Annotated in this window: 17 protein-coding genes, 2 tRNA genes and 4 pseudogenes; 6 read left to right on the forward strand and 17 right to left on the reverse strand. The window is 30.7% G+C overall.

The genetic code is table 11. The annotated features are described in order from the left end of the window. Nucleotides 1-50: 50 nt before the first annotated feature. From tatB to queA, 3 genes and pseudogenes are all read left to right on the forward strand, one after another. A pseudogene (gene tatB, locus AJN56_RS02320) lies at nucleotides 51-466 on the forward strand (Sec-independent protein translocase protein TatB). Beyond that, a complete protein-coding gene (tatC, locus tag AJN56_RS02325) occupies nucleotides 459-1,196 on the forward strand; it encodes a twin-arginine translocase subunit TatC (RefSeq protein ID WP_002856930.1) in 738 nt (245 codons plus the stop codon). The pseudogene tatB and the gene tatC overlap by 8 nt, the downstream one beginning before the upstream one ends. Continuing rightward, nucleotides 1,189-2,217: a tRNA preQ1(34) S-adenosylmethionine ribosyltransferase-isomerase QueA gene (gene queA, locus AJN56_RS02330; protein ID WP_002854771.1), complete on the forward strand. Its 1,029-nt coding sequence runs from the start codon at nucleotides 1,189-1,191 to the stop codon at nucleotides 2,215-2,217. Before tatC ends, queA begins: the two co-directional genes overlap by 8 nt. Here the strand turns inward: queA and lpxD are convergent. The 5 genes from lpxD to AJN56_RS02355 are packed head-to-tail and all read right to left on the reverse strand — an operon-like array spanning nucleotide 2,206 to nucleotide 6,821. Continuing rightward, nucleotides 2,206-3,171 (reverse strand): UDP-3-O-(3-hydroxymyristoyl)glucosamine N-acyltransferase, encoded by a 966-nt coding sequence (lpxD, locus tag AJN56_RS02335; RefSeq protein WP_002855215.1) that lies wholly within the window; start codon nucleotides 3,169-3,171, stop codon nucleotides 2,206-2,208. The genes queA and lpxD overlap by 12 nt on opposite strands. After that, the gene (gene ilvN, locus AJN56_RS02340) at nucleotides 3,168-3,632 is read right to left on the reverse strand and encodes an acetolactate synthase small subunit (RefSeq protein ID WP_002852211.1); all 465 of its coding nucleotides are present in this window, start codon (nucleotides 3,630-3,632) and stop codon (nucleotides 3,168-3,170) included. The genes lpxD and ilvN overlap by 4 nt, the downstream gene beginning before the upstream one ends. Then, nucleotides 3,629-5,329, reverse strand: coding sequence for an acetolactate synthase large subunit (locus tag AJN56_RS02345; protein ID WP_002855272.1), 1,701 nt, complete (start codon nucleotides 5,327-5,329; stop codon nucleotides 3,629-3,631). Before AJN56_RS02345 ends, ilvN begins: the two co-directional genes overlap by 4 nt. Nucleotides 5,330-5,346: 17 nt before the next feature. Beyond that, a complete protein-coding gene (locus AJN56_RS02350; RefSeq protein ID WP_002854867.1) occupies nucleotides 5,347-5,790 on the reverse strand; it encodes a GatB/YqeY domain-containing protein in 444 nt (147 codons plus the stop codon). A gap of 11 nt (nucleotides 5,791-5,801) precedes the next feature. Then, entirely contained in the window at nucleotides 5,802-6,821 is a 1,020-nt protein-coding gene (locus tag AJN56_RS02355; protein WP_002855088.1) for a bifunctional 3,4-dihydroxy-2-butanone 4-phosphate synthase/GTP cyclohydrolase II, read from the reverse strand. 92 nt (nucleotides 6,822-6,913) lie between these two features. Between AJN56_RS02355 and AJN56_RS02360 the strand changes: the two genes are divergently transcribed. Together AJN56_RS02360 and AJN56_RS02365 are read left to right on the forward strand one after the other, a co-directional pair. Next, nucleotides 6,914-6,988, forward strand: a tRNA-Gln gene (locus AJN56_RS02360). Between the two features lie 34 nt (nucleotides 6,989-7,022). Next, nucleotides 7,023-7,098, forward strand: a tRNA-Met gene (locus AJN56_RS02365). 21 nt (nucleotides 7,099-7,119) lie between these two features. Here the strand turns inward: AJN56_RS02365 and AJN56_RS02370 are convergent. The 10 genes and pseudogenes from AJN56_RS02370 to AJN56_RS02415 all read right to left on the reverse strand — a co-directional run bounded on the left by AJN56_RS02370 (nucleotide 7,120) and on the right by AJN56_RS02415 (nucleotide 14,618). After that, nucleotides 7,120-7,990 (reverse strand): annotated as a pseudogene (locus AJN56_RS02370) (helix-turn-helix transcriptional regulator). After that, nucleotides 7,987-9,055, reverse strand: a pseudogene (locus tag AJN56_RS02375) (HP0729 family protein). The pseudogenes AJN56_RS02370 and AJN56_RS02375 overlap by 4 nt, the downstream one beginning before the upstream one ends. A gap of 8 nt (nucleotides 9,056-9,063) precedes the next feature. After that, nucleotides 9,064-9,369 (reverse strand): hypothetical protein, encoded by a 306-nt coding sequence (locus AJN56_RS02380; RefSeq protein ID WP_002855063.1) that lies wholly within the window; start codon nucleotides 9,367-9,369, stop codon nucleotides 9,064-9,066. A gap of 6 nt (nucleotides 9,370-9,375) precedes the next feature. Continuing rightward, nucleotides 9,376-9,840 carry a hypothetical protein gene (locus AJN56_RS02385; RefSeq protein WP_002869110.1) on the reverse strand — a complete coding sequence of 155 codons (465 nt, stop codon included), beginning with the start codon at nucleotides 9,838-9,840 and terminating at the stop codon, nucleotides 9,376-9,378. Between the two features lie 191 nt (nucleotides 9,841-10,031). Next, nucleotides 10,032-10,625 carry a hypothetical protein gene (locus AJN56_RS02390; RefSeq protein ID WP_021137816.1) on the reverse strand — a complete coding sequence of 198 codons (594 nt, stop codon included), beginning with the start codon at nucleotides 10,623-10,625 and terminating at the stop codon, nucleotides 10,032-10,034. Continuing rightward, nucleotides 10,625-11,608 carry a hypothetical protein gene (locus AJN56_RS02395; RefSeq protein WP_250539084.1) on the reverse strand — a complete coding sequence of 328 codons (984 nt, stop codon included), beginning with the start codon at nucleotides 11,606-11,608 and terminating at the stop codon, nucleotides 10,625-10,627. Before AJN56_RS02395 ends, AJN56_RS02390 begins: the two co-directional genes overlap by 1 nt. Beyond that, nucleotides 11,595-12,239 carry a hypothetical protein gene (locus AJN56_RS02400; protein ID WP_250539085.1) on the reverse strand — a complete coding sequence of 215 codons (645 nt, stop codon included), beginning with the start codon at nucleotides 12,237-12,239 and terminating at the stop codon, nucleotides 11,595-11,597. Before AJN56_RS02400 ends, AJN56_RS02395 begins: the two co-directional genes overlap by 14 nt. Before the next feature lie 140 nt (nucleotides 12,240-12,379). After that, nucleotides 12,380-12,586: a hypothetical protein gene (locus AJN56_RS02405; protein ID WP_002869301.1), complete on the reverse strand. Its 207-nt coding sequence runs from the start codon at nucleotides 12,584-12,586 to the stop codon at nucleotides 12,380-12,382. Then, nucleotides 12,577-13,179: a hypothetical protein gene (locus AJN56_RS02410; protein ID WP_010790923.1), complete on the reverse strand. Its 603-nt coding sequence runs from the start codon at nucleotides 13,177-13,179 to the stop codon at nucleotides 12,577-12,579. The genes AJN56_RS02405 and AJN56_RS02410 overlap by 10 nt, the downstream gene beginning before the upstream one ends. Before the next feature lie 62 nt (nucleotides 13,180-13,241). Next, complete coding sequence (locus tag AJN56_RS02415; RefSeq protein WP_002869302.1) at nucleotides 13,242-14,618, reverse strand: replicative DNA helicase; 1,377 nt, start codon at nucleotides 14,616-14,618, stop codon at nucleotides 13,242-13,244. A 153-nt stretch (nucleotides 14,619-14,771) separates the two neighbouring features. Here AJN56_RS02415 and AJN56_RS02420 point away from each other — a divergent pair, with 153 nt between their 5' ends. Further along, nucleotides 14,772-15,701 carry a DUF2860 family protein gene (locus AJN56_RS02420; RefSeq protein ID WP_009882286.1) on the forward strand — a complete coding sequence of 310 codons (930 nt, stop codon included), beginning with the start codon at nucleotides 14,772-14,774 and terminating at the stop codon, nucleotides 15,699-15,701. Between the two features lie 47 nt (nucleotides 15,702-15,748). Here the strand turns inward: AJN56_RS02420 and AJN56_RS02425 are convergent. Together AJN56_RS02425 and AJN56_RS02430 are read right to left on the reverse strand one after the other, a co-directional pair. Beyond that, nucleotides 15,749-17,076: pseudogene (locus tag AJN56_RS02425) on the reverse strand (MATE family efflux transporter). Nucleotides 17,077-17,256: 180 nt separating this feature from the next. Beyond that, complete coding sequence (locus tag AJN56_RS02430; RefSeq protein ID WP_009882282.1) at nucleotides 17,257-18,192, reverse strand: NAD(P)-binding domain-containing protein; 936 nt, start codon at nucleotides 18,190-18,192, stop codon at nucleotides 17,257-17,259. Between the last annotated feature and the right edge of the window lie 19 nt (nucleotides 18,193-18,211).

Genomic DNA, 18,211 nt, shown 5'->3' on the forward strand with positions numbered 1-18,211 from the left:
TTTTTAAGTAAAATATTTATTTAAAATATCAAATCAAAGAGTAACGATTAATGAGTTTTGGTGAAATTATAGTTATTTTAGTTGTAGCGATTTTAGTCTTAGGGCCTGATAAACTTCCAGAAGCTATAGTACAAATAGCAAAAATTCTAAAGGCTGTAAAACGCAACATAGATGATGCAAAATCAAGCATAGAAAAAGAAATACGCATCAATGACTTAAAAGAAGAAGCTAAGAAATACAAAGATGAATTTTCAAGCACTAATGAAAATATACGCAAAAAACTCAGTTTTGAAGAATTTGATGACCTTAAAAGAGATATTTTAGATAAAACAAAGGTAGATTTAACCTTTGATAGCAGAGATGATAACACAAAAAATAACCTTAGCGGACAAAATTTAAATACAGAAGAAAAACCAAATCTTAGCAAATTAGAAACACAAGATAAAACGGAAAAATAAATGTTTGAAGAATTAAGACCTCATTTAATAGAACTTAGAAAACGCCTTTTTATAAGCGTTGCTTGCATTGTAGTTATGTTTATTGTATGTTTTGCTCTACGAAGCTATATCTTAGATATTCTAAAAGCTCCACTTATAGCTGTTTTACCCGAAGTAGCCAAACATGTGAATGTAATTGAAGTACAAGAAGCCTTATTTACCGCAATGAAGGTTAGTTTTTTTGCAGCCTTTATCTTTTCTCTACCTGTAATTTTTTGGCAATTTTGGAAATTTGTAGCTCCAGGACTTTATGATAATGAAAAACGCCTTGTGGTGCCTTTTGTTAGCTTTGCAAGCATTATGTTTGCCTTGGGGGCTTGTTTTTGCTATTTTGTTGTAGTGCCTTTGGCTTTTAAATTTTTGATTAATTTTGGTTTAAATGAAGATTTTAATCCTGTGATTACCATAGGAACTTATGTAGATTTTTTTACGAAAGTTGTTGTGGCTTTTGGCTTAGCTTTTGAAATGCCTGTAATTGCCTTTTTCTTTGCTAAAATCGGACTTATAGATGATAGTTTTTTAAAACGCCATTTTCGCATAGCTGTTTTAGTTATTTTTGTTTTTTCAGCCTTTATGACTCCACCTGATGTTTTATCTCAATTTTTAATGGCAGGACCACTTTGCGGACTTTATGGACTTTCTATTTTAATTGTTCAAAAGGTAAATCCTGCCCCAAAAGATAAAGAAAGTGATGAATAAAGACTTACTTCTTTCAAGCTATGATTACACTCTAGCTAATGAACTCATAGCCAACTATCCTGCAAATCCAAAAGAAGATGCTAGGCTTTTGGTTTTTGATCGCAAAAACAAAGAAATTTTTCACACTACTTTTAAAAATTTAAAAGACTTTTTACCCGACTGCGCGATTTTTTTCAATGATACCAAAGTTATTAAAGCAAGAATTTATGGCAATAAAGCAAGCGGAGGAAAAATAGAGCTTTTCTTACATCAACCTTTTTTAAATTCTCACAATCCGCTTTTTCTAGCTCAAATTAAAGGGCGGGTTAAAAAAGATGAAATCTTATATTTTAAAGAGGATTTAAAAGCGCGCGTTGTAGAACTTTTAGATGATGGTCTTCGAAAGGTTCAATTTTTTCAAAATGATAAAACCTTAGACACCTCAAATCTTTACAACCTGCTTGACAAGATAGGACATATACCCTTGCCTCCTTATATTAAAAGGGAAGATGAAAAAAGCGATTTAAAAGATTATCAAAGTATCTTTGCAAAAAATTTAGGTGCAGTGGCTGCTCCAACTGCAAGTTTGCATTTTAGTGAGACTATGTTTGAAAATTTAAGAAAAAAACACAAAATTTATCATTTAACCTTGCATGTAGGAGCTGGAACCTTTAAAGGTGTGGAATGTGAAAATATACAAGAGCATAAAATGCATAGTGAATTTTTTAATATTCCGCAGCAAGCATGTGAAATTATAGATTCTAAACAAGCTATTTTAGGTGTAGGAACAACGGTAACAAGAACCATAGAATATTATGCAAGAACTAAAACAAAAAGCGGTTTTTGCGATCTTTTTTTACACCCGCAAAATCCACCTATAAGACAAAATCATCTTTTAACCAATTTTCATTTACCAAAATCTACTCTTATCATGCTAGTTTCAGCTTTTATCGGTAGAGAACAGTGTTTAAAACTTTATAAACTCGCCATAAAAGAAAAATATCGCTTTTACTCTTATGGCGATGCGATGTTAATCTTGTGATTTTTCTTTAAAATTTATTGCTATTTTAGCTTGAAGTTTTAGCCAATCTTTTTGAAGCATGATAGGAAAACCTCCATAAACACGCCCGCCTTCTAAATTTTTACTCACACCGCCTCTTGCAGCTATAGTACTAAAATCGCCTATTTTTAAATGTCCACTCGTTGCACTTTGACCACCCATAATAACATTGCGTCCCAACTCACTTGAACCTGAAATTCCAGTTTGTGCCACAATGATACAATTTTGACCTATATTGCAATTATGTCCGATTTGAACTAGATTGTCTACCTTAGTACCTGCTTTGATAATAGTGCTATCAAAAACTGCTCTATCTATAGTTGTGCAAGCCCCTACTTCTACAAAATCTTCTAAAATCACATTGCCATTATGATAAATTTTATAATGTTCGCCGTTTTTATTGTGCGCATAACCAAAGCCATCGCTTCCTATTACACAATTGGCAAGCAAATGACATTTTTTACCGATTTTAGTGTCATTATAAATCACTACATTAGGATGGATAATACTCTCATCACCAATGCTAACATTATCGCCTATATAAGCTCCCGCCATAATGATTACATTTTCACCGATATTTACATTATCACCTATATAAACATTAGGCATGATTCTTGCACTTTTTGCGATATTTTGTACTTTTTCTTTAGCTGTGCTTATCAAAGGTTTAGCAAAAAGCTTGCTTAAAAAAGCAAAACTCAAATGTGGACTTTGAGTAATTAAAGCTTTAGTATCTTTAGGTACTAAATTTTCATATTCTTTAGATACTAAAATAGCAGCAGCTCCTGTGTGAGGTATATCTTTGGTATTTTTCTCACCATCACAATAAGTAAGCTCTGTAAAATTTGCTTTCAATAAAGAATTTAAAGCACTGATTTCTATATCCTCGCCTTTATATTCCAAGCTTAAAAATTCTGCTATTTCACTTAATTTCATTTAATCTCCATCAAAACAGATCCACTGCGAACTATATCACTAGGATTGTATTTTTTAATTGTTTTTAAAAAATTATCAATGCGATTTGCATCATCAGCAACCATTAAAAACAAAAAATTCTCATTGCTATTTGCAATAGTACCATTATAAGCTTTCAAAACGGCATCAAGCCCACCTAAATTTTCATTTAAAGGAATTTTCACCAAAGCCATTTCTTTGTCAATAAATTCTTCACTTTCTATCACTTTATAAGTAGGAATGAGCTTATGAAGTTGTTTGACTATCTGCTCAAAAGTTCTTTCATTTCCTGAAGTGACTATATTAATACGAGAAAATTCTTTATTTTCCAAAGGTGCTACTGTAAGCGAGTCAATATTATAACCTCTTCCTGAAAAAAGTCCTACTATACGAGATAAAACCCCATGCTCATTTAAAACAATTACCGATAAAACCCTTCTCATTGTCTATCCTTTGCCTTTGGTAAAATCATATTATAAATCGCACCTCCTGCAGGCACCATAGGTAAAACATCTTCAAAGCGATCAATTTTTACATTTAAAAGAGAGGTTTTATCACTTTTTAAAGCTTGGCTAAAAGCTTGGATAAATTCTTCTTTGTTTGAAATTTCATAACCTTCACAACCAAAACCTTGAGCTATTTTGATAAAATCAGGCTGAGTGCTTAAATCAGTTTGTGAAAAATGCTCTTTATAAAACATACTCTGCCATTGTCTTACCATACCTAAAAAGGCATTATTTAAAATAATATTTATAGTTTTTATACCATACTCATAAGCAGTCATAAGCTCTTGGATATTCATCAAAACCGATCCATCGCCTACGAAATTAATCACCACTTCTTCACCCACAGCAAGTTTTGCACCCAAAGCCGCAGGTAAAGAATATCCCATAGTTCCTTGCCCTCCACTTGTTGCAAGTTGTCTTGGATAATTAAAAGGATAAAACTGCGCTACCCACATTTGATGCTGACCCACATCAGTAATAATCCTTGCATCTGGAGCCATTTTCGCACATTCTTCAATCACCCATTGCGGTTTTAAAATCTCATTGCTATCTTCATAAGAAAGCGGATAAAGTTCATTATAACGCTTTAAAGTTTCGTGCCATTCTTTAAAAGTTGTGTTGGAATTTTCCTTTTTAAGCTCTTCTAAAAGCTCTTTAAGAACTTCTTTAATATCTCCTACTATAGGATAATGCGCATTGATAATCTTTGAAATAGAACTAGGATCAATATCAACATGAACTATAGTTGCATGTTTAGCAAATTCACTTGTTTTTCCTGTAATTCTATCATCAAATCTCGCTCCTACACTCACAAGCAAATCACACTCACTTAAAGCCATATTAGCAGCATAGCTTCCATGCATGCCTGCCATTTTAAGATTAAAAACATCATCACTTCTTAAAGTTCCAAGCGCCATTAAGGTTTCAACTGCTGGAATTTTTGTAAATTTTACAAGCTCTCTGATTTGCTCGCTTGCATTAGAACTGATACATCCTCCACCCAAGTAAAATAAAGGTCTTTTTGCTTCTTTTAAAAGCTCTGCAAATTTTTTAATTTGCTTTGAGTTACCCTTATAAACGGGCTTATAAGTTTTCATAGAAATTTCTTTAGGATATTCCCAAAGTCCCAAAGTTGCACTTACATCTTTTGGCACATCTATATGCACAGGCCCAGGTCTACCGCTTCTTGCTATATAAAAAGCCTCTTTTAAAATGCGTGGAAACTCTTCTATGCAAGTAACTAAATAATTATGCTTTACACAAGGTCTTGAAATACCTACTGCATCAATTTCTTGAAAAGCATCTGTACCAATAAGAGAATTTGCCACCTGCCCTGAAATCAACACCAAAGGGATAGAATCACTATAAGCCGTAGCTAGGCCTGTAATAGTATTTGTAAAACCTGGTCCGCTTGTAACTATAGCTACGCCCACTTCTCCACTCATTCTTGCGTAAGCATCAGCAGCATGCAAAGCCGCTTGTTCATGACGCACTAAAATATGTTTAAAATACTTTTGATTATAAATTTCATCATAAATATTAAGCGCAGCGCCTCCAGGATAACCAAAAACAATTTTAATATTTTCTTCTTTTAAAGCCTCGCAAATCATTGCTGAACCACTTAACTCTTTCATAATAACACTCCAAAAAATTATTGTAAAAGCTCTTTAAGTGCTAAATTAAGTCTTTTGCCATCAACACTCGCACCTAATTTTATTTTAGCTTCTTTCATTATCAAACCTTGTTCTTTTAGTGAACTTACACCCAATTCTTCTATAAGTTGTTTTAAGGCTAAAGTTAACTCCTCATCACTTAGTTGTTTAGGCAGATAAATTTCAAAAAGACTTATTTCATTTTGTTCTTTTTGTGCTAAATCTTCACGATTTGCCTTAAGATAAAGTTCGATTGCGTCTTTGCGTTTTTTGATTTCACTTGCAATGATTTTATAAATTCTTTCATTATCTAATTCTATTCTTTCATCCACTTCTATTTGCTTAAAAGCTGCATTTAGAGTTCTTAAACTATCTCTTTTAAAATCATCTTTTTGTTTCATTGCCTCTTTGATATCGTTTAAAATTTGTTCTTTTAAAGTCATTTTTTTCCTTTTTAGTTAAAATTACAAGCTTTAAGATTTAAACCAAAACCTTCTAAGCCTATATAGTCTTTATCACAACTTTGAGATAAAAGTTTAATTTCTTCTATACCAAAATATCTTAAAATCTGTGCTCCTATACCATAGTTTTTGTATTGAATGGTACTGGATTTTTCTCCTTGCATGAAAACTATAACGCCACCATTTTCACTAAGAAATTTGATTTGCTCTAAAAGTTTTGAAAATTTATCTGAAGTTAAAAGCTCAAAATCACTACCACTGATATGAAATTTAACATTTTCACATTTTTTGATATCTTTAAAGCAAAAAGCTATGTGTTGGGTTTGATTATGATCACTAAAGATAAATTTTTCTGCTTTAAAGCCTGCTAAAACACTTTGACTTTTTTCTTCAAGCTTAATAAGGCTTTCATGTTTTAGGCGATATTCTATAAGATCGCTTACGGCTATCATATTTAAATCATATTTTTGGCAAAAAATTTCTAGATCTTCTCTTCTTGCCATATCTCCATTATCTTTTACAATTTCACAAATCACACAAGCACCTTTTAATCCTGCTAATTTACAAAGATCAACCGTACCTTCTGTATGACCTGTGCGTTCTAAAACCCCACCTTTTTTTGCGATTAAAGGATTGATATGCCCTGGTCTTACAAAATCACTCGCTTTAGCATTATCATCGGCAAAAATTTGTATAGTCATATTTCTTTCATAGGCGCTAACTCCTGTTGTAGCATCTTTTGCATCTACAGTTATGGTAAAAGCGGTTTCGTGATTTGAAGTATTTTTAGGCACCATTAAAGGAAGTTCAAATTTTTTTGCCAAAGTTTCATCTAAGGCTACACAAACCACACCACGAGCTTCTTTTATCATGAAATTTACTTTTTCTTGAGTGCTAAATTGCGCAGGAAAGATTAAATCGCCTTCATTTTCTCTATCTTCTGCATCTACCATAACAAGCATTTTTCCTGCTTGTAAATCCTTAATCGCTTGTTCTACGCTAACAAATTTCATTTTTATTTCCTTAAAATTTTTAAAATTATAACTTAAATTGCTTGACAAATAAATTAAAATTCATTATAATCACACTTTTAAAAAATATTTATTGGGGTATCGCCAAGCGGTAAGGCAACAGGTTTTGGTCCTGTCATTCAGGGGTTCGAATCCCTTTACCCCATCCACTTCTTATTTTATATTTCAAAGTATCTTATATGCCGCGAAGTAGAGCAGTGGTTAGCTCGTCGGGCTCATAACCCGAAGGTCGGGAGTTCAAATCTCCCCTTCGCAACCAGTTATGAATTTAAAATAAATTTTATTTAGATAGATTGTTTAAATAGCTTTTTAAAATATCTTCCAGCCGTGTTTTCAGTTCTATAGGGGCTAGAATTTTCATATAAGGAATCCACTGTTTAACCAAGTGTAAAATTTCATCTTCATAGGAAACTTGAGTGCTTAAAGTATAGCTTGTTTCATCTTCATCAATGATTTGATAATTGCTTAGTATTTCTTTTCTAAAAAAATATTCCTTAGCATTTTTATCAAGTTTTAAAATCACTTCTTTGCTTTCTCCAAGCCAGATATTAGGATCATTTTGGATTTGTTTCTCAAGTTTTTCATTGGGAATAAAATTTTCATTTTTAGTGCGAAGTTTTGAAATTTTATCTAAATTAAAATGTTTTAATTTATCGCTTTCATCTCCTAAAAGATACCAAATTCCTTTGTAATTTACGAGTTTGTAAGGTTTGATTTGGCGTTCTTTTTCCTTGTAGAAAAAATTCAATACATTGTGTTTGAGTATAGCTACACTAAGATCTTTAAAAAGCTCATAATCCACCTTTTGAAAACCTTCATTTTTTACCATCAAAACTTTATTTACCCTATGGCTTAAAAGATCAACTATAAAGCCTTGATCGAGTTTTGGATAAAGCTCAGCAATACCACTTAAGGTGGCGAAATTCTGTATATCTTTAAAGCTTAATTTTCCCAAAGCAAAGCTTTCTAAAACATATCTTCCATTTTCTTTTTTAATAGGCATAAAAGTAAGTCTTTCGTTAAGATCTCTTTGTATGGTTCTTGTATCGACATTAAACTCTTGTGCAAGCTCTTGGGCGCTTAGACTTTCCCCATTGTTATTTTGATAAAATCTGCACCAAGCGTATGCTTAATTTGTCGTATTCTTTCATGAAATTTCCTTGTAGGTTAAAATGCTTTTTAACAAGCTTACACCTTCTATACCTAAAATTTCATTTCTAAGTTTTTTGACTTCATTTAAACTTGGAGCTTTTGCATGAACGGCTTCATTGCGGATTTCTTGAATGAGAGTAAGACTTTTTGAAAAAGGATAATTGATAAATTGAGTTAAACTTTTTCCTAAATGACATTGGATATTTTCATGTCTGAGTAGAAATTTAATACTTCCAAGATTAGGCTTTTGGGTAAAAAAATCTTTAAGTATAAAAGATTTGCCTTGGACATTATAAGTTAAATCATAAAGGCTAGGATCTTTCATACAAGCTTTTAAAAGAACTTTTTTGGCAAAAGCGTAAATTTCATATTCTAAGGTTTTGGAGTATTTGACTACAATGCTTGTAAAATCATTTAAAAGATCGTTTTCGCTTTGTAAAAGCTCTAATTCTGCATGAATGATATTGCTTATGCTATCAGGGTGCAAGAGATAAAAAATCCTTTTGCCAAAAACAAAGCGTATGAAATTTTCTTGCATGGCTAGGTATTCTTTGCTTTTATACACGCTTAGATAATGCTTTTCATCTCCTAAAAAATAAGAACACTCTTCTTTTAATCTCACAGGCAAAGGATAGGTGTAATTATTGCCATAAATAGCATAGGTGTGATCGTTTGGGGTGATGAAATTGGCTAAAAATTTATCTCTTAAAAGACTAAAATCTTCCCTGACCAATTCTCTTAAATCACTGATGATAAAAAAGTCTTCCACTTCTAAATTTTTTTCTTTATAATAACTAGGAATCAAACTTTCATCAACATTTTTAGAAATTTTTACCACTTTAGCGACAAATAAATTAGCATAATCGCTTAAAAAAAAGTTGCAAGAAATTTTCTTCATTTGTACTTTGGTAAATTTCTTCTAAGGAATTTTGCTTTTCTTGATCGTTGAGTTTTGATTTGATTTTGCCAAAGGCAACTTGGGATTTTTCTTGCAAAATGCTTAAATGTTGCTTGATGACATCTTCTTGATAATAGGGATTATAAAGGATTAAAAGGTGGTTCATGCTTTGCCTTATTTTAGGATTTCTTTGAGATTTTGCTTGATTTCATTAGGATTTTGCTCGTATTCTTGTATGAGATCTTTTAAAATTTCAAACAACTCGTTAAAATCCTGCGGGTGTTCTTTTTTAAAATTTACTATCAAATCCAAAGTTTTACAAATGCTGCTTGTTTGATCTTTGTTGTCATTAAAAGCATTTTTTATATCTAAAACCATACTGATAATACGAGCACTTTGCATAGGGCTTGAAATGCGTTTAAATAAAAATCCTTTAAACGCATTTGCAAGGCTAAGAGATGAGAAAATCTTAGAAAACATCTGTCTTTATACTGTTTCTTTGCAATCTAGACAAATTTTTTGCCCGTTTTCGTCGTATTTCCAATTGTGTCTTGTTTGTCCTAATCTTTCATGTCCGCATAAATTACATTTTTCGTGCATTCTGCATTTTGCATCTTTTTTGATTTCATAATAATTATGAAAATTATCAAACACTTGAATAGAACAAAGAGTACATCGTCTATATCCATAACAATTATCAGGATTTAATATTTCAGGAGCTTCAAAATCATGTTGATTTTTTGTAAGATATTTTCCGCAATCAGGGCAAATTTTAGAAAAAAAACATTTTGGTTTATCTTTTTCATTTTGATATTCACCCGCGTGCCAACCAATCCCACATTTTACTTCCATTCCAATATCTTTAACAACTTCAGCAGTCTTAATAGTTTTGTCTTTAATTGCTTCTGAAGCATTTACCGCCTTATCTTTTAAAGAACTTAAAAAATTCATAAATTAACGCCCTATAAAATATAATACAATCGACGCAACAGAAACTATCAAAGCTAAAATTGAAATGCTATTTGTAAAAACATTTTTTCTTTTATTTAAAATATCTTTCAGTTCATTGATTTTACATTCTTGTTCTTGAACAATTTTGTCATTATAATTTTTATATTGTATAAATTCTTGATAATGTTTTTCTATGAGTTTATATTGCTCATCATCAATTTGATTTTTTTATCTAATTCTACTTGGATATTATTTATCGTATCTTTGTGTTTTTCATGATCTTCTATAAAACTCAGTGTGAACTTTTGTATTTGTTGAAATTGTTCTTTAGCGGCTTTAGATAAACGAATTACCTTGCCATCGCTCTTTACAAAACCTTGCGCAATAATAAGAGATAAAGCTTGATTCATACGCGTAGCAATACAAAAACTGGAAGTAAAAAATATTACAACTTCTTTTAGAATTGTTGTCATTTGATTCATTGATTCATTCTGTAACTCTGCTACTTCAAGGATCATATTGGATTTAATTTCTTTTTTTTCTTCTGATGTTTCTCCAAGCCAACGTCCAAAAATTGGTATATAAGTTTGCCAATCACTATCTGTATTAAGATTTTTGGCTTTTTGTGTTCTATCTTTTGCTTTATCAGCATTCTCTGCTGCTGTTTCAATAGCTATAGCTATTTCACTGATTTTTTTATTAATAAATTTTTGAATATATTCTTCATCAAGGTTTTCAATATTTTGCAAAAAATCTTGATCTTTTTGTGTGATAAGTTCTAGCATCAGTTCTCCTTAGTTTGATTAAGTTTTTTGTATAATTTTTTAGTGATATTACAATTTTCAAATTCTTCAATTGCTGTTTCTACTTCTTGAGAACTTTGCTCTCTCATTTGGTTATCTTTTTTGATTTGTTGTATAGTTGCTAAAGTTTCGTTTTTTACAATATGATAAGCATCATTCAATGCAAACCAAGTTTTGGCAATTTTGTATTGTGCTATCAAATTTTTTTGAGTTACAATTTGTATTTGTAAATTGCCAATTTTGGAATTGCTTCTCCACTTATCCATATAAAAAATAGCTATAGTGCTCAATACAGCACCACCAGCCGCTGAAATACATAAAGAAAGGGCATCCCCTATTGTTTCATCGGTAAAAGGGATAGGTAGTGACAAAAATACATTAAATCCAGGTATTGACAGCAGAAACTTGTGGATCATTTCACTTCCTAACATTGAAATTGCAGAAATCATCCCGCTAACAAAAATTTTCGATGCTTCAAAGTAAATTTCATCTTTTGGTATATTTTTAGGTGGATTAATAATGATTTTTACAGCTTGATATAGAGAAGTAAAGCCTGCACGTATGATTTGCACTATTTTTTTTAAAGTTGTAAAAATAGTGTTAATAATAAAAACCAACAAATTAGAAAAAAATGCTTGAATTCCTGCTTCTAAAGAACCTTTGAATATATCCTTCCATTTTGCCTTTATCTTTTCCCAAACTTTTTCCATTCTGCGTGCAAATCGTTTAAAAATTTCTTTAATATTTTCTTTTCCAAACTCTCTAAAGGTGGTTTTTAATTCAATAACAACAGCTTCAATAAAATCTTTTAAGACAACTCCAAAGGCAGAATAAACAAAGATTTTCATTGAATCTTTAACACCTGTACTTAAAACTTCATTAGAATATTTGACAATTTTTTCTTTTATAACTTTCTTTTTTAGGTTTGATTTGGCTGTATTGTAAATTTTTTCAGCTTTTTTCATCGATTCCATATTTTTCAAAATTGGTTTTTCCTGTTTTTAGATCAATTTCTTTACCCCACTCCATAAGATCTCTATCACCTTTAGAAGCATTAGCACTTGCATCAAGCCACTTAAGATTGTCAGGGTGATTTGCTATTTCTGCCCTAATTGCATCATCTAAAAATAAATGCATATTAGGATCTCTATCAATTTCCTTTAAAGAAATAACATGATCTAGTTGCGCTTTATTCTTTCCAGCACCCCTTTCCATTTCTTCACCTGTGTATTCACTACGTACAATTTTTGGAAAATTATCTCTTATATTATCTTTTATTTTATCATAGTTTGAATCTCGTTTATAGCCTTGTTGATATTTTGTAAGCTTTTGTAAATCTTCTTCTGTTGCTACAATACCTTTTTCAAAGTTATGTAGTGTTGTTACATTCCCACCATCTTTTGCATTTAAGATTGTTGAAGCTAGTCCAAAATGCCCTGTCACAGCATCCATTGCATTTTTAGTGCATTGTTCAAAAAGTGTTTGGGTTTGCTGTTCGGGTAATTTTTCCATTAAATCTTCAAGTTCTTTAAGTGAATTTTCCAAACCTTTATCAATTTCTATTCTTAGACATTCTTTTTTAGATAAATTTTCCAACTCTTTTTCTAAATCCGCATAATTGGCTTTAAATCCAATTCTTCTAAATGTATATAATTATTCATATTTTAATAATTCCTTGTTTTTAATTTTTGTATTTTATCAAATCCCCCCCCCAGTCCAAGGGGGAAGTGAAATTTTTAAGTTTTACGCCATAGCACTAGTGCTAAAATTGTGATTAAATATATAGCACAAAATATTATATTATAAGGATAAGGTTGCATAGAAAGAAAAATAAGTATCGCTATGCCAACAAAAACCATAAACACTATAAAATACAAACTACACATCAACACTATAGCAACAAATCCGGCTATAAGACTTAAAATTCCAAGCATTATTCCCATTGTTTACCCCACATAGGAGAACTCCACACAGAAGGAAAAATATACTGAGGAAAAGTTTGAAATTTTGTTTGCAGATAAAATCTCTGTGTTTTTCTCTCCATGCTTTCGCTTATCATTTTTACAACCGCTAAGTCATTTTTTTCGCTTTGTGTTTCCAAAAAAGCACTCAAGCATTCAAATTTTTTAGCATAGTCGATCACTTTTATCATTTGATCTTTATAAGATGATAAAAGAAATTCTGTTTTATGATTATTTTTAGAGGTAAAATTTTGCTCAAATTCTAAAAATTCCTTAGAATTAAAATATTTTGAAAAGCCGCTATAACACTCCATGCATTCACAAAGAAATTCTTGAATTTGATTTTTCTTTTGTTCGACTTCAAGCTCTCTTTTGAGTTTGTATTCTTCGATATTGATCATATCTTTACAGCTTGGAACAATAGCATGTGTATCAAATTTTCTTTCTGGCTTGGATAATTTTTCGTATAATTTTTTTATGCCATATCCTGTAGCTGTAAGAGCTATACTACCAAATGCGATTTGTTTTAACATTTTCTCTCCTTGTTTTAAAATAACAAAGAAAGTATAAAACACCCTTGCGACAGGTTGTATCGTAAAAAATAACTTTAAAATATTAAAAACTTATTTTATTAAAGCTAGCCTGTAAATTCAGTAGTTTCATAGCCTATAGGTTTATCTACAAAACAAGATTTTTCTTTTAAAAATACAACTTCTATAGTTCCAACAGGTCCATTTCTATTTTTTCCAACAATAATTTCAGCATTTTCTTGCATAGGATTTGGTATAAAAAGCCTTTGATAAGCTTTGCCTTCAGCTTTAGCTTTATTTTCTCTTTCTTTTTCTTCTTGTTCTCTATAAACCTCATCGCGATATACAAACAAAATAGCATCCGCATCTTGCTCTATAGCTCCACTTTCTCGCAAATCACTCATCAAAGGACGCTTATTTGCCCTTTGCTCTAAGCCACGATTAAGTTGTGAAAGTGCGATAATAGGCATATCAAGCTCCCTAGCCAAAAGCTTAAGTCCTCTTGAAATTTCACTAACTTGCAAATGTCTATCATTAAAATTTGAATTACTCATCATAAGCCCTATATAGTCAATCACACAAAGTCCTATACTTTCATCTTGAGATTTTAAACGCCTTAAAATAGCCCTTACATCAGCAATAGTTGCATAACCACTATCGTAAATATATAATTTCTTTTGACTATAATCATTGCAAGCATCTCCTAAACGCTCCCATTCATCATCGTTTAAATCTGCAGTTAAAATTTTTTGCAAAGGAATAGAAGTTTTAGAAGATAGCATTCTTTGCATGATTTGAGTTGCAGGCATTTCAAGAGAAAATAAAGCCACGCCTTTTTTTTGTCTTAAAACCTTATCAATGAAATTTAAACAAAGAGTTGTCTTTCCCATACCTGGACGCGCGGCGATTATTATAAGTTCACCCCCTTTAAAGCCTTTTGTCATTTTATTTAGACCTTCAAAACCTGTATCAAGCCCTATAATACCTTTATTTTCTAAAGTTTTTTGCTTTTTAAATTCTTCAAAAAGTTCTGATATTACTATATCAACATCTTTAATATCTCTAGAATTCACACGATTTGTAATGCTAAAAATTTCTTTACCAATTTCATCTGCGATTTCACTTACAGCACGATCTTCATTGATACGAGTTGGCAAAAGATGTGCAAAACTCAAGAGTTGTCTTTTTACGGACTTTTCGTGAAGTTCATTTACATAAGCAGGCAAATCTATCATAGAAGGAGTGGCAAGAATTTCTGCTAAAATTTGCTCATCTATTTTTTTATGTTTTCTTAAAAAACTTACAGAAATGGGCTCTTTGTTATTACTACAAGCTATAACCGCTTTAAAAATATCTTGGTGAGCTTTAAGACTAAAATCTTTTGGGCTAATATCACCTGCTATACTAGCATAAGCTTCTTCACTCATGATACAACTGCTTAAAATAGCTCGTTCTAAATCCAAGTCATAATACTCTTGCTGCACTAAATTTCCTTATAAATATAAATTAATTCTAAAAATTCTATCTAAAAAAACTTAAATTATAAAACTTAATTTTTTTATAAATATTTAATGTAATATTAGTTACAATTATAAATGTAATTTAATTACAAACAACAAACATTTCAAGGAGAACATTTGAAAAAATATTTATTTTCCTGTGTTTTAGCCTCCATTTTAACCCAATCAGCTACGGCTGTAGAATTTCAAGAAGGTTTTAGTGGAAATTTAAGCATAGGTGTGGGTGCAAGGGATATTAAAAGTAATATTTCAACCTTGGCAAACAGTGATTATCTAAGCAGTTACAATGCTGATAATTCAGACTCCTCTTTCATTCCTTTTATCGGTGCAGAACTTTACTATGGTAATCTTATAGATAATGATAGAATTTTTATTAAAAACTACAATGGAAGAGATATCAGCGGTATAGCTTTAGGCTACGAAAGAGCTTATTTAGAGCGTTTTAGCACTTCTTTTTCTGTAATTTCCTCTTTAAGAGAAAAAGCTTATGCAAATCCTTATGCAATAGGAAATAGAGAAGAAACTGATGTTGATAGATATGGTTTTAAAATCTCTCAACTTTATGAAAGTGATTTTGGGAAATTTACCACTTCATATTTATTTAGCAAAAACAAATATGATAAAGACACTATCGCACAAAGCTCTTTAAAAAGGGAGGGATATTATCACGAAATTGAATTAAACTATAATTATAGCTTATTAAACCTAGGGTTAAATTATGATTACAATGATGCAGACGGAAAAGCTCAAAGCTATTCAAGATATGGTTTTAGTATAGGAACAAATTTGGCTTTTGCTAATGATTACATCTTCACTCCAAATTTAAATCTTAGCAAATATGAAGCAGTAGGAACTGATCCTATCTTCCACAAAAAACAAGATGGTAATATAGTTAAGCTTAATTTAAAAGTTGTTAAAAATCAATTTTTGGGTTATAACGGACTTTATGGTTTTGCAAATTATGGCATAGAAAAAAGAAATAGCGATATAGGATTTTATGATGAAACCTATCAAATTATCCTAACTGGTATAGGATATAAATTCTAAAAATTATAAAAAAGCTCCTTTGATAAAATTTAAAAAAGATCTATCTCCTATAAAGATAGATCTTTAAAAATTCTTTTAAGAAAAATCCAAGCTAAAATCAAAACACAAAATTCAGCAAAAAATGGACTTAGCCATACTCCATTTAAACCCATAAACAAGATAAAAACAAAAGAAAAAACAAAGGTATAAATAAATTTTGCGCCAAACTTAAAACCAAAGAAAAGCTTGCCTTATTAAAAGCTGTCAAAAAAGAACCACTTAGAACATTAAACCATGCAAAAAAATAATTAAAAGCAAAAAGCATCAAAGCTGTATAAGCAAAAGTTTTAAATTCTTGATTGTTTTCTTTTGTAAAAAGCGTGATTAAATTTTCTCCAAATATCAATATAAGCACTATAGAGAATAAAGATAAAAATCCCCCTGCAAAAAATACCACTTTTATAATAGCTTTGATTCTTGAAAAATCTTTTTTAGCATAGTTGTAACTAAGCGCAGGCTGCATTGCATCACCTATAGCAATAATAAGCATTATAATAAAACTATCAATATATAAAACTATAGAAAAGGCTGCCACGGCTTGAGTATCAGAAATTTTTAATAAAACAAAATTTGCAAAAATACTATACAAAGATCCTGAAATATTGCCAAAAAACTCACTGCTTCCGTTATAAAGAATATTTTTAAAAATTTTTAAATTCATATATAGGCTCGAAATTTTAAGCTCTAAATTTTGAAACAAGAAAGGAAAAATTCCAAAAATACCACCTAAAACAAGTCCCAAACAAGTTGCAAGAGCAGCTGAAAATAAGCCCCAACCCAACTCGACTATAAAAATATAATCAAGCACTATATTGCTTAATGCTATAATCACATTCATTACCATACTATAAGCAGTTTTTCCGCAAATTCTTAAATAATTATCCAAAGCAAAAGAAAGCATAGTAAAGGGTGCAAACAAAGCAAAAACAAACATACATTCTTTAGTCATCGTTTTAATCTCATCGCTAACATTTAAACAATCAATCAAAACAGGTCCTAAAAAATACTCCAAAATTCCGATAAAACAAGAGATTATAAAGATAATCAACATACTTGAGCTAAATATCTTTCTAGTTAAATTCTTCTTGCCTAAACCTAAATGCATAGAAATTTGCACTGCTGATCCTATGGCTATCATATCAGCCAAAGCAAAAGACATCATGATAAAGGGAATAATCAAGGCTAGTGCCGCTAAAGCATCACTTCCTAGATATTTTCCAACAAAAATTCCATCAACTATATAATAAAAAGAAATAAAAGCCATGCTTATAACATTTGGCACGGCACATTTTACAAAAAGCCTAAAAGGGCTTAAGGTGCTAAAAATACTTGACATAATAATCCTTAAAATATTTAAAATTAAAAATATTTTAAACCGCTAATAAAATGCCAAAAGTCCTAGTATGTAAGAATTTAAATAAAGTAATTTCGCAATAAGTTTATTAATATTTATTTTATTTTGCATATGAATTTTCTAGATTAAACTAAAATAAAAATTTAGCCCAAAGGCTAAATTTTAAAGCACAGAAAGAATTTTCACAGCGTCATTTAACCCTGTAACTATACTTGCTCCATTTTTAGTAGCAATATCTCCTGCTACAAAGATGCCTTTAACATTGCTTTGTTTGTTTTCATCCATTAAAGGCACGCCTTTATCATCAACATTAATCCCACATTTTTGTAAAAAATCAAGTGGAGTAGAACCACCAATAGCATAAATGATTCTATCATAAATATCGCTTGTACCATCGGTAAAATTTACTTTAGCTTTGCCATTATCATCTTCTACTTCATTAATGTCAATTCCTAGTTTTAACTCTACCTTACCCGAATTTCTAGCTTCGTGAATATCTTTAAGATTTATATCATTTAATCTTGTAAATTCTTTTTTACGATAACAAAGGCTAACTTGATTTGAATTTGCCAAATCCACAGCGTATTCTGCTGCTGAATTTCCGCCACCTACAACAAGAATTTTTTCATTTCCCAAAACTGAATTGGCATTAAAATTAATGATTTTTGTTAAAGTCATAGGAAGTTTGTAATCAGGTTTATTAGGTTTACCCATTCTACCTATAGCAACAATAATGTTTTTACACTCATAAACACCTTTAGCTGTACTTACTAAAAAAACTCCATTTTCATTTTTAACGCTCTCAACTTCAGAACCAAATTCAACTTCTATATTGTGCTCTTTTAAAGCGTTTTGAAAAGTTTCTATAGTGCTTTCTTTGGTGCCATCTTCAAAAGGAACATGTCCGTGATTGGTTCCTTCGCATCCCTTATAAGCTTTATCTACTCTTTTGCCATCCTTATAAAATTGCATTAAAGTTTGACAAATGTTATTTGATTTTTCTAGTATCAAAACTTCTTTGTTTTTAAGCTTGGCTTCAACTGCACAGCCTATCCCTGTTGGACCTGCACCTACTACAATTAAATCTATTTTTTTCATTTATATTTACCTTTCAATT

The sequence above is a fragment of the Campylobacter sp. BCW_4319 genome, from assembly GCF_001764435.1.
In the GTDB taxonomy this organism is placed as follows: domain Bacteria; phylum Campylobacterota; class Campylobacteria; order Campylobacterales; family Campylobacteraceae; genus Campylobacter_D; species Campylobacter_D jejuni.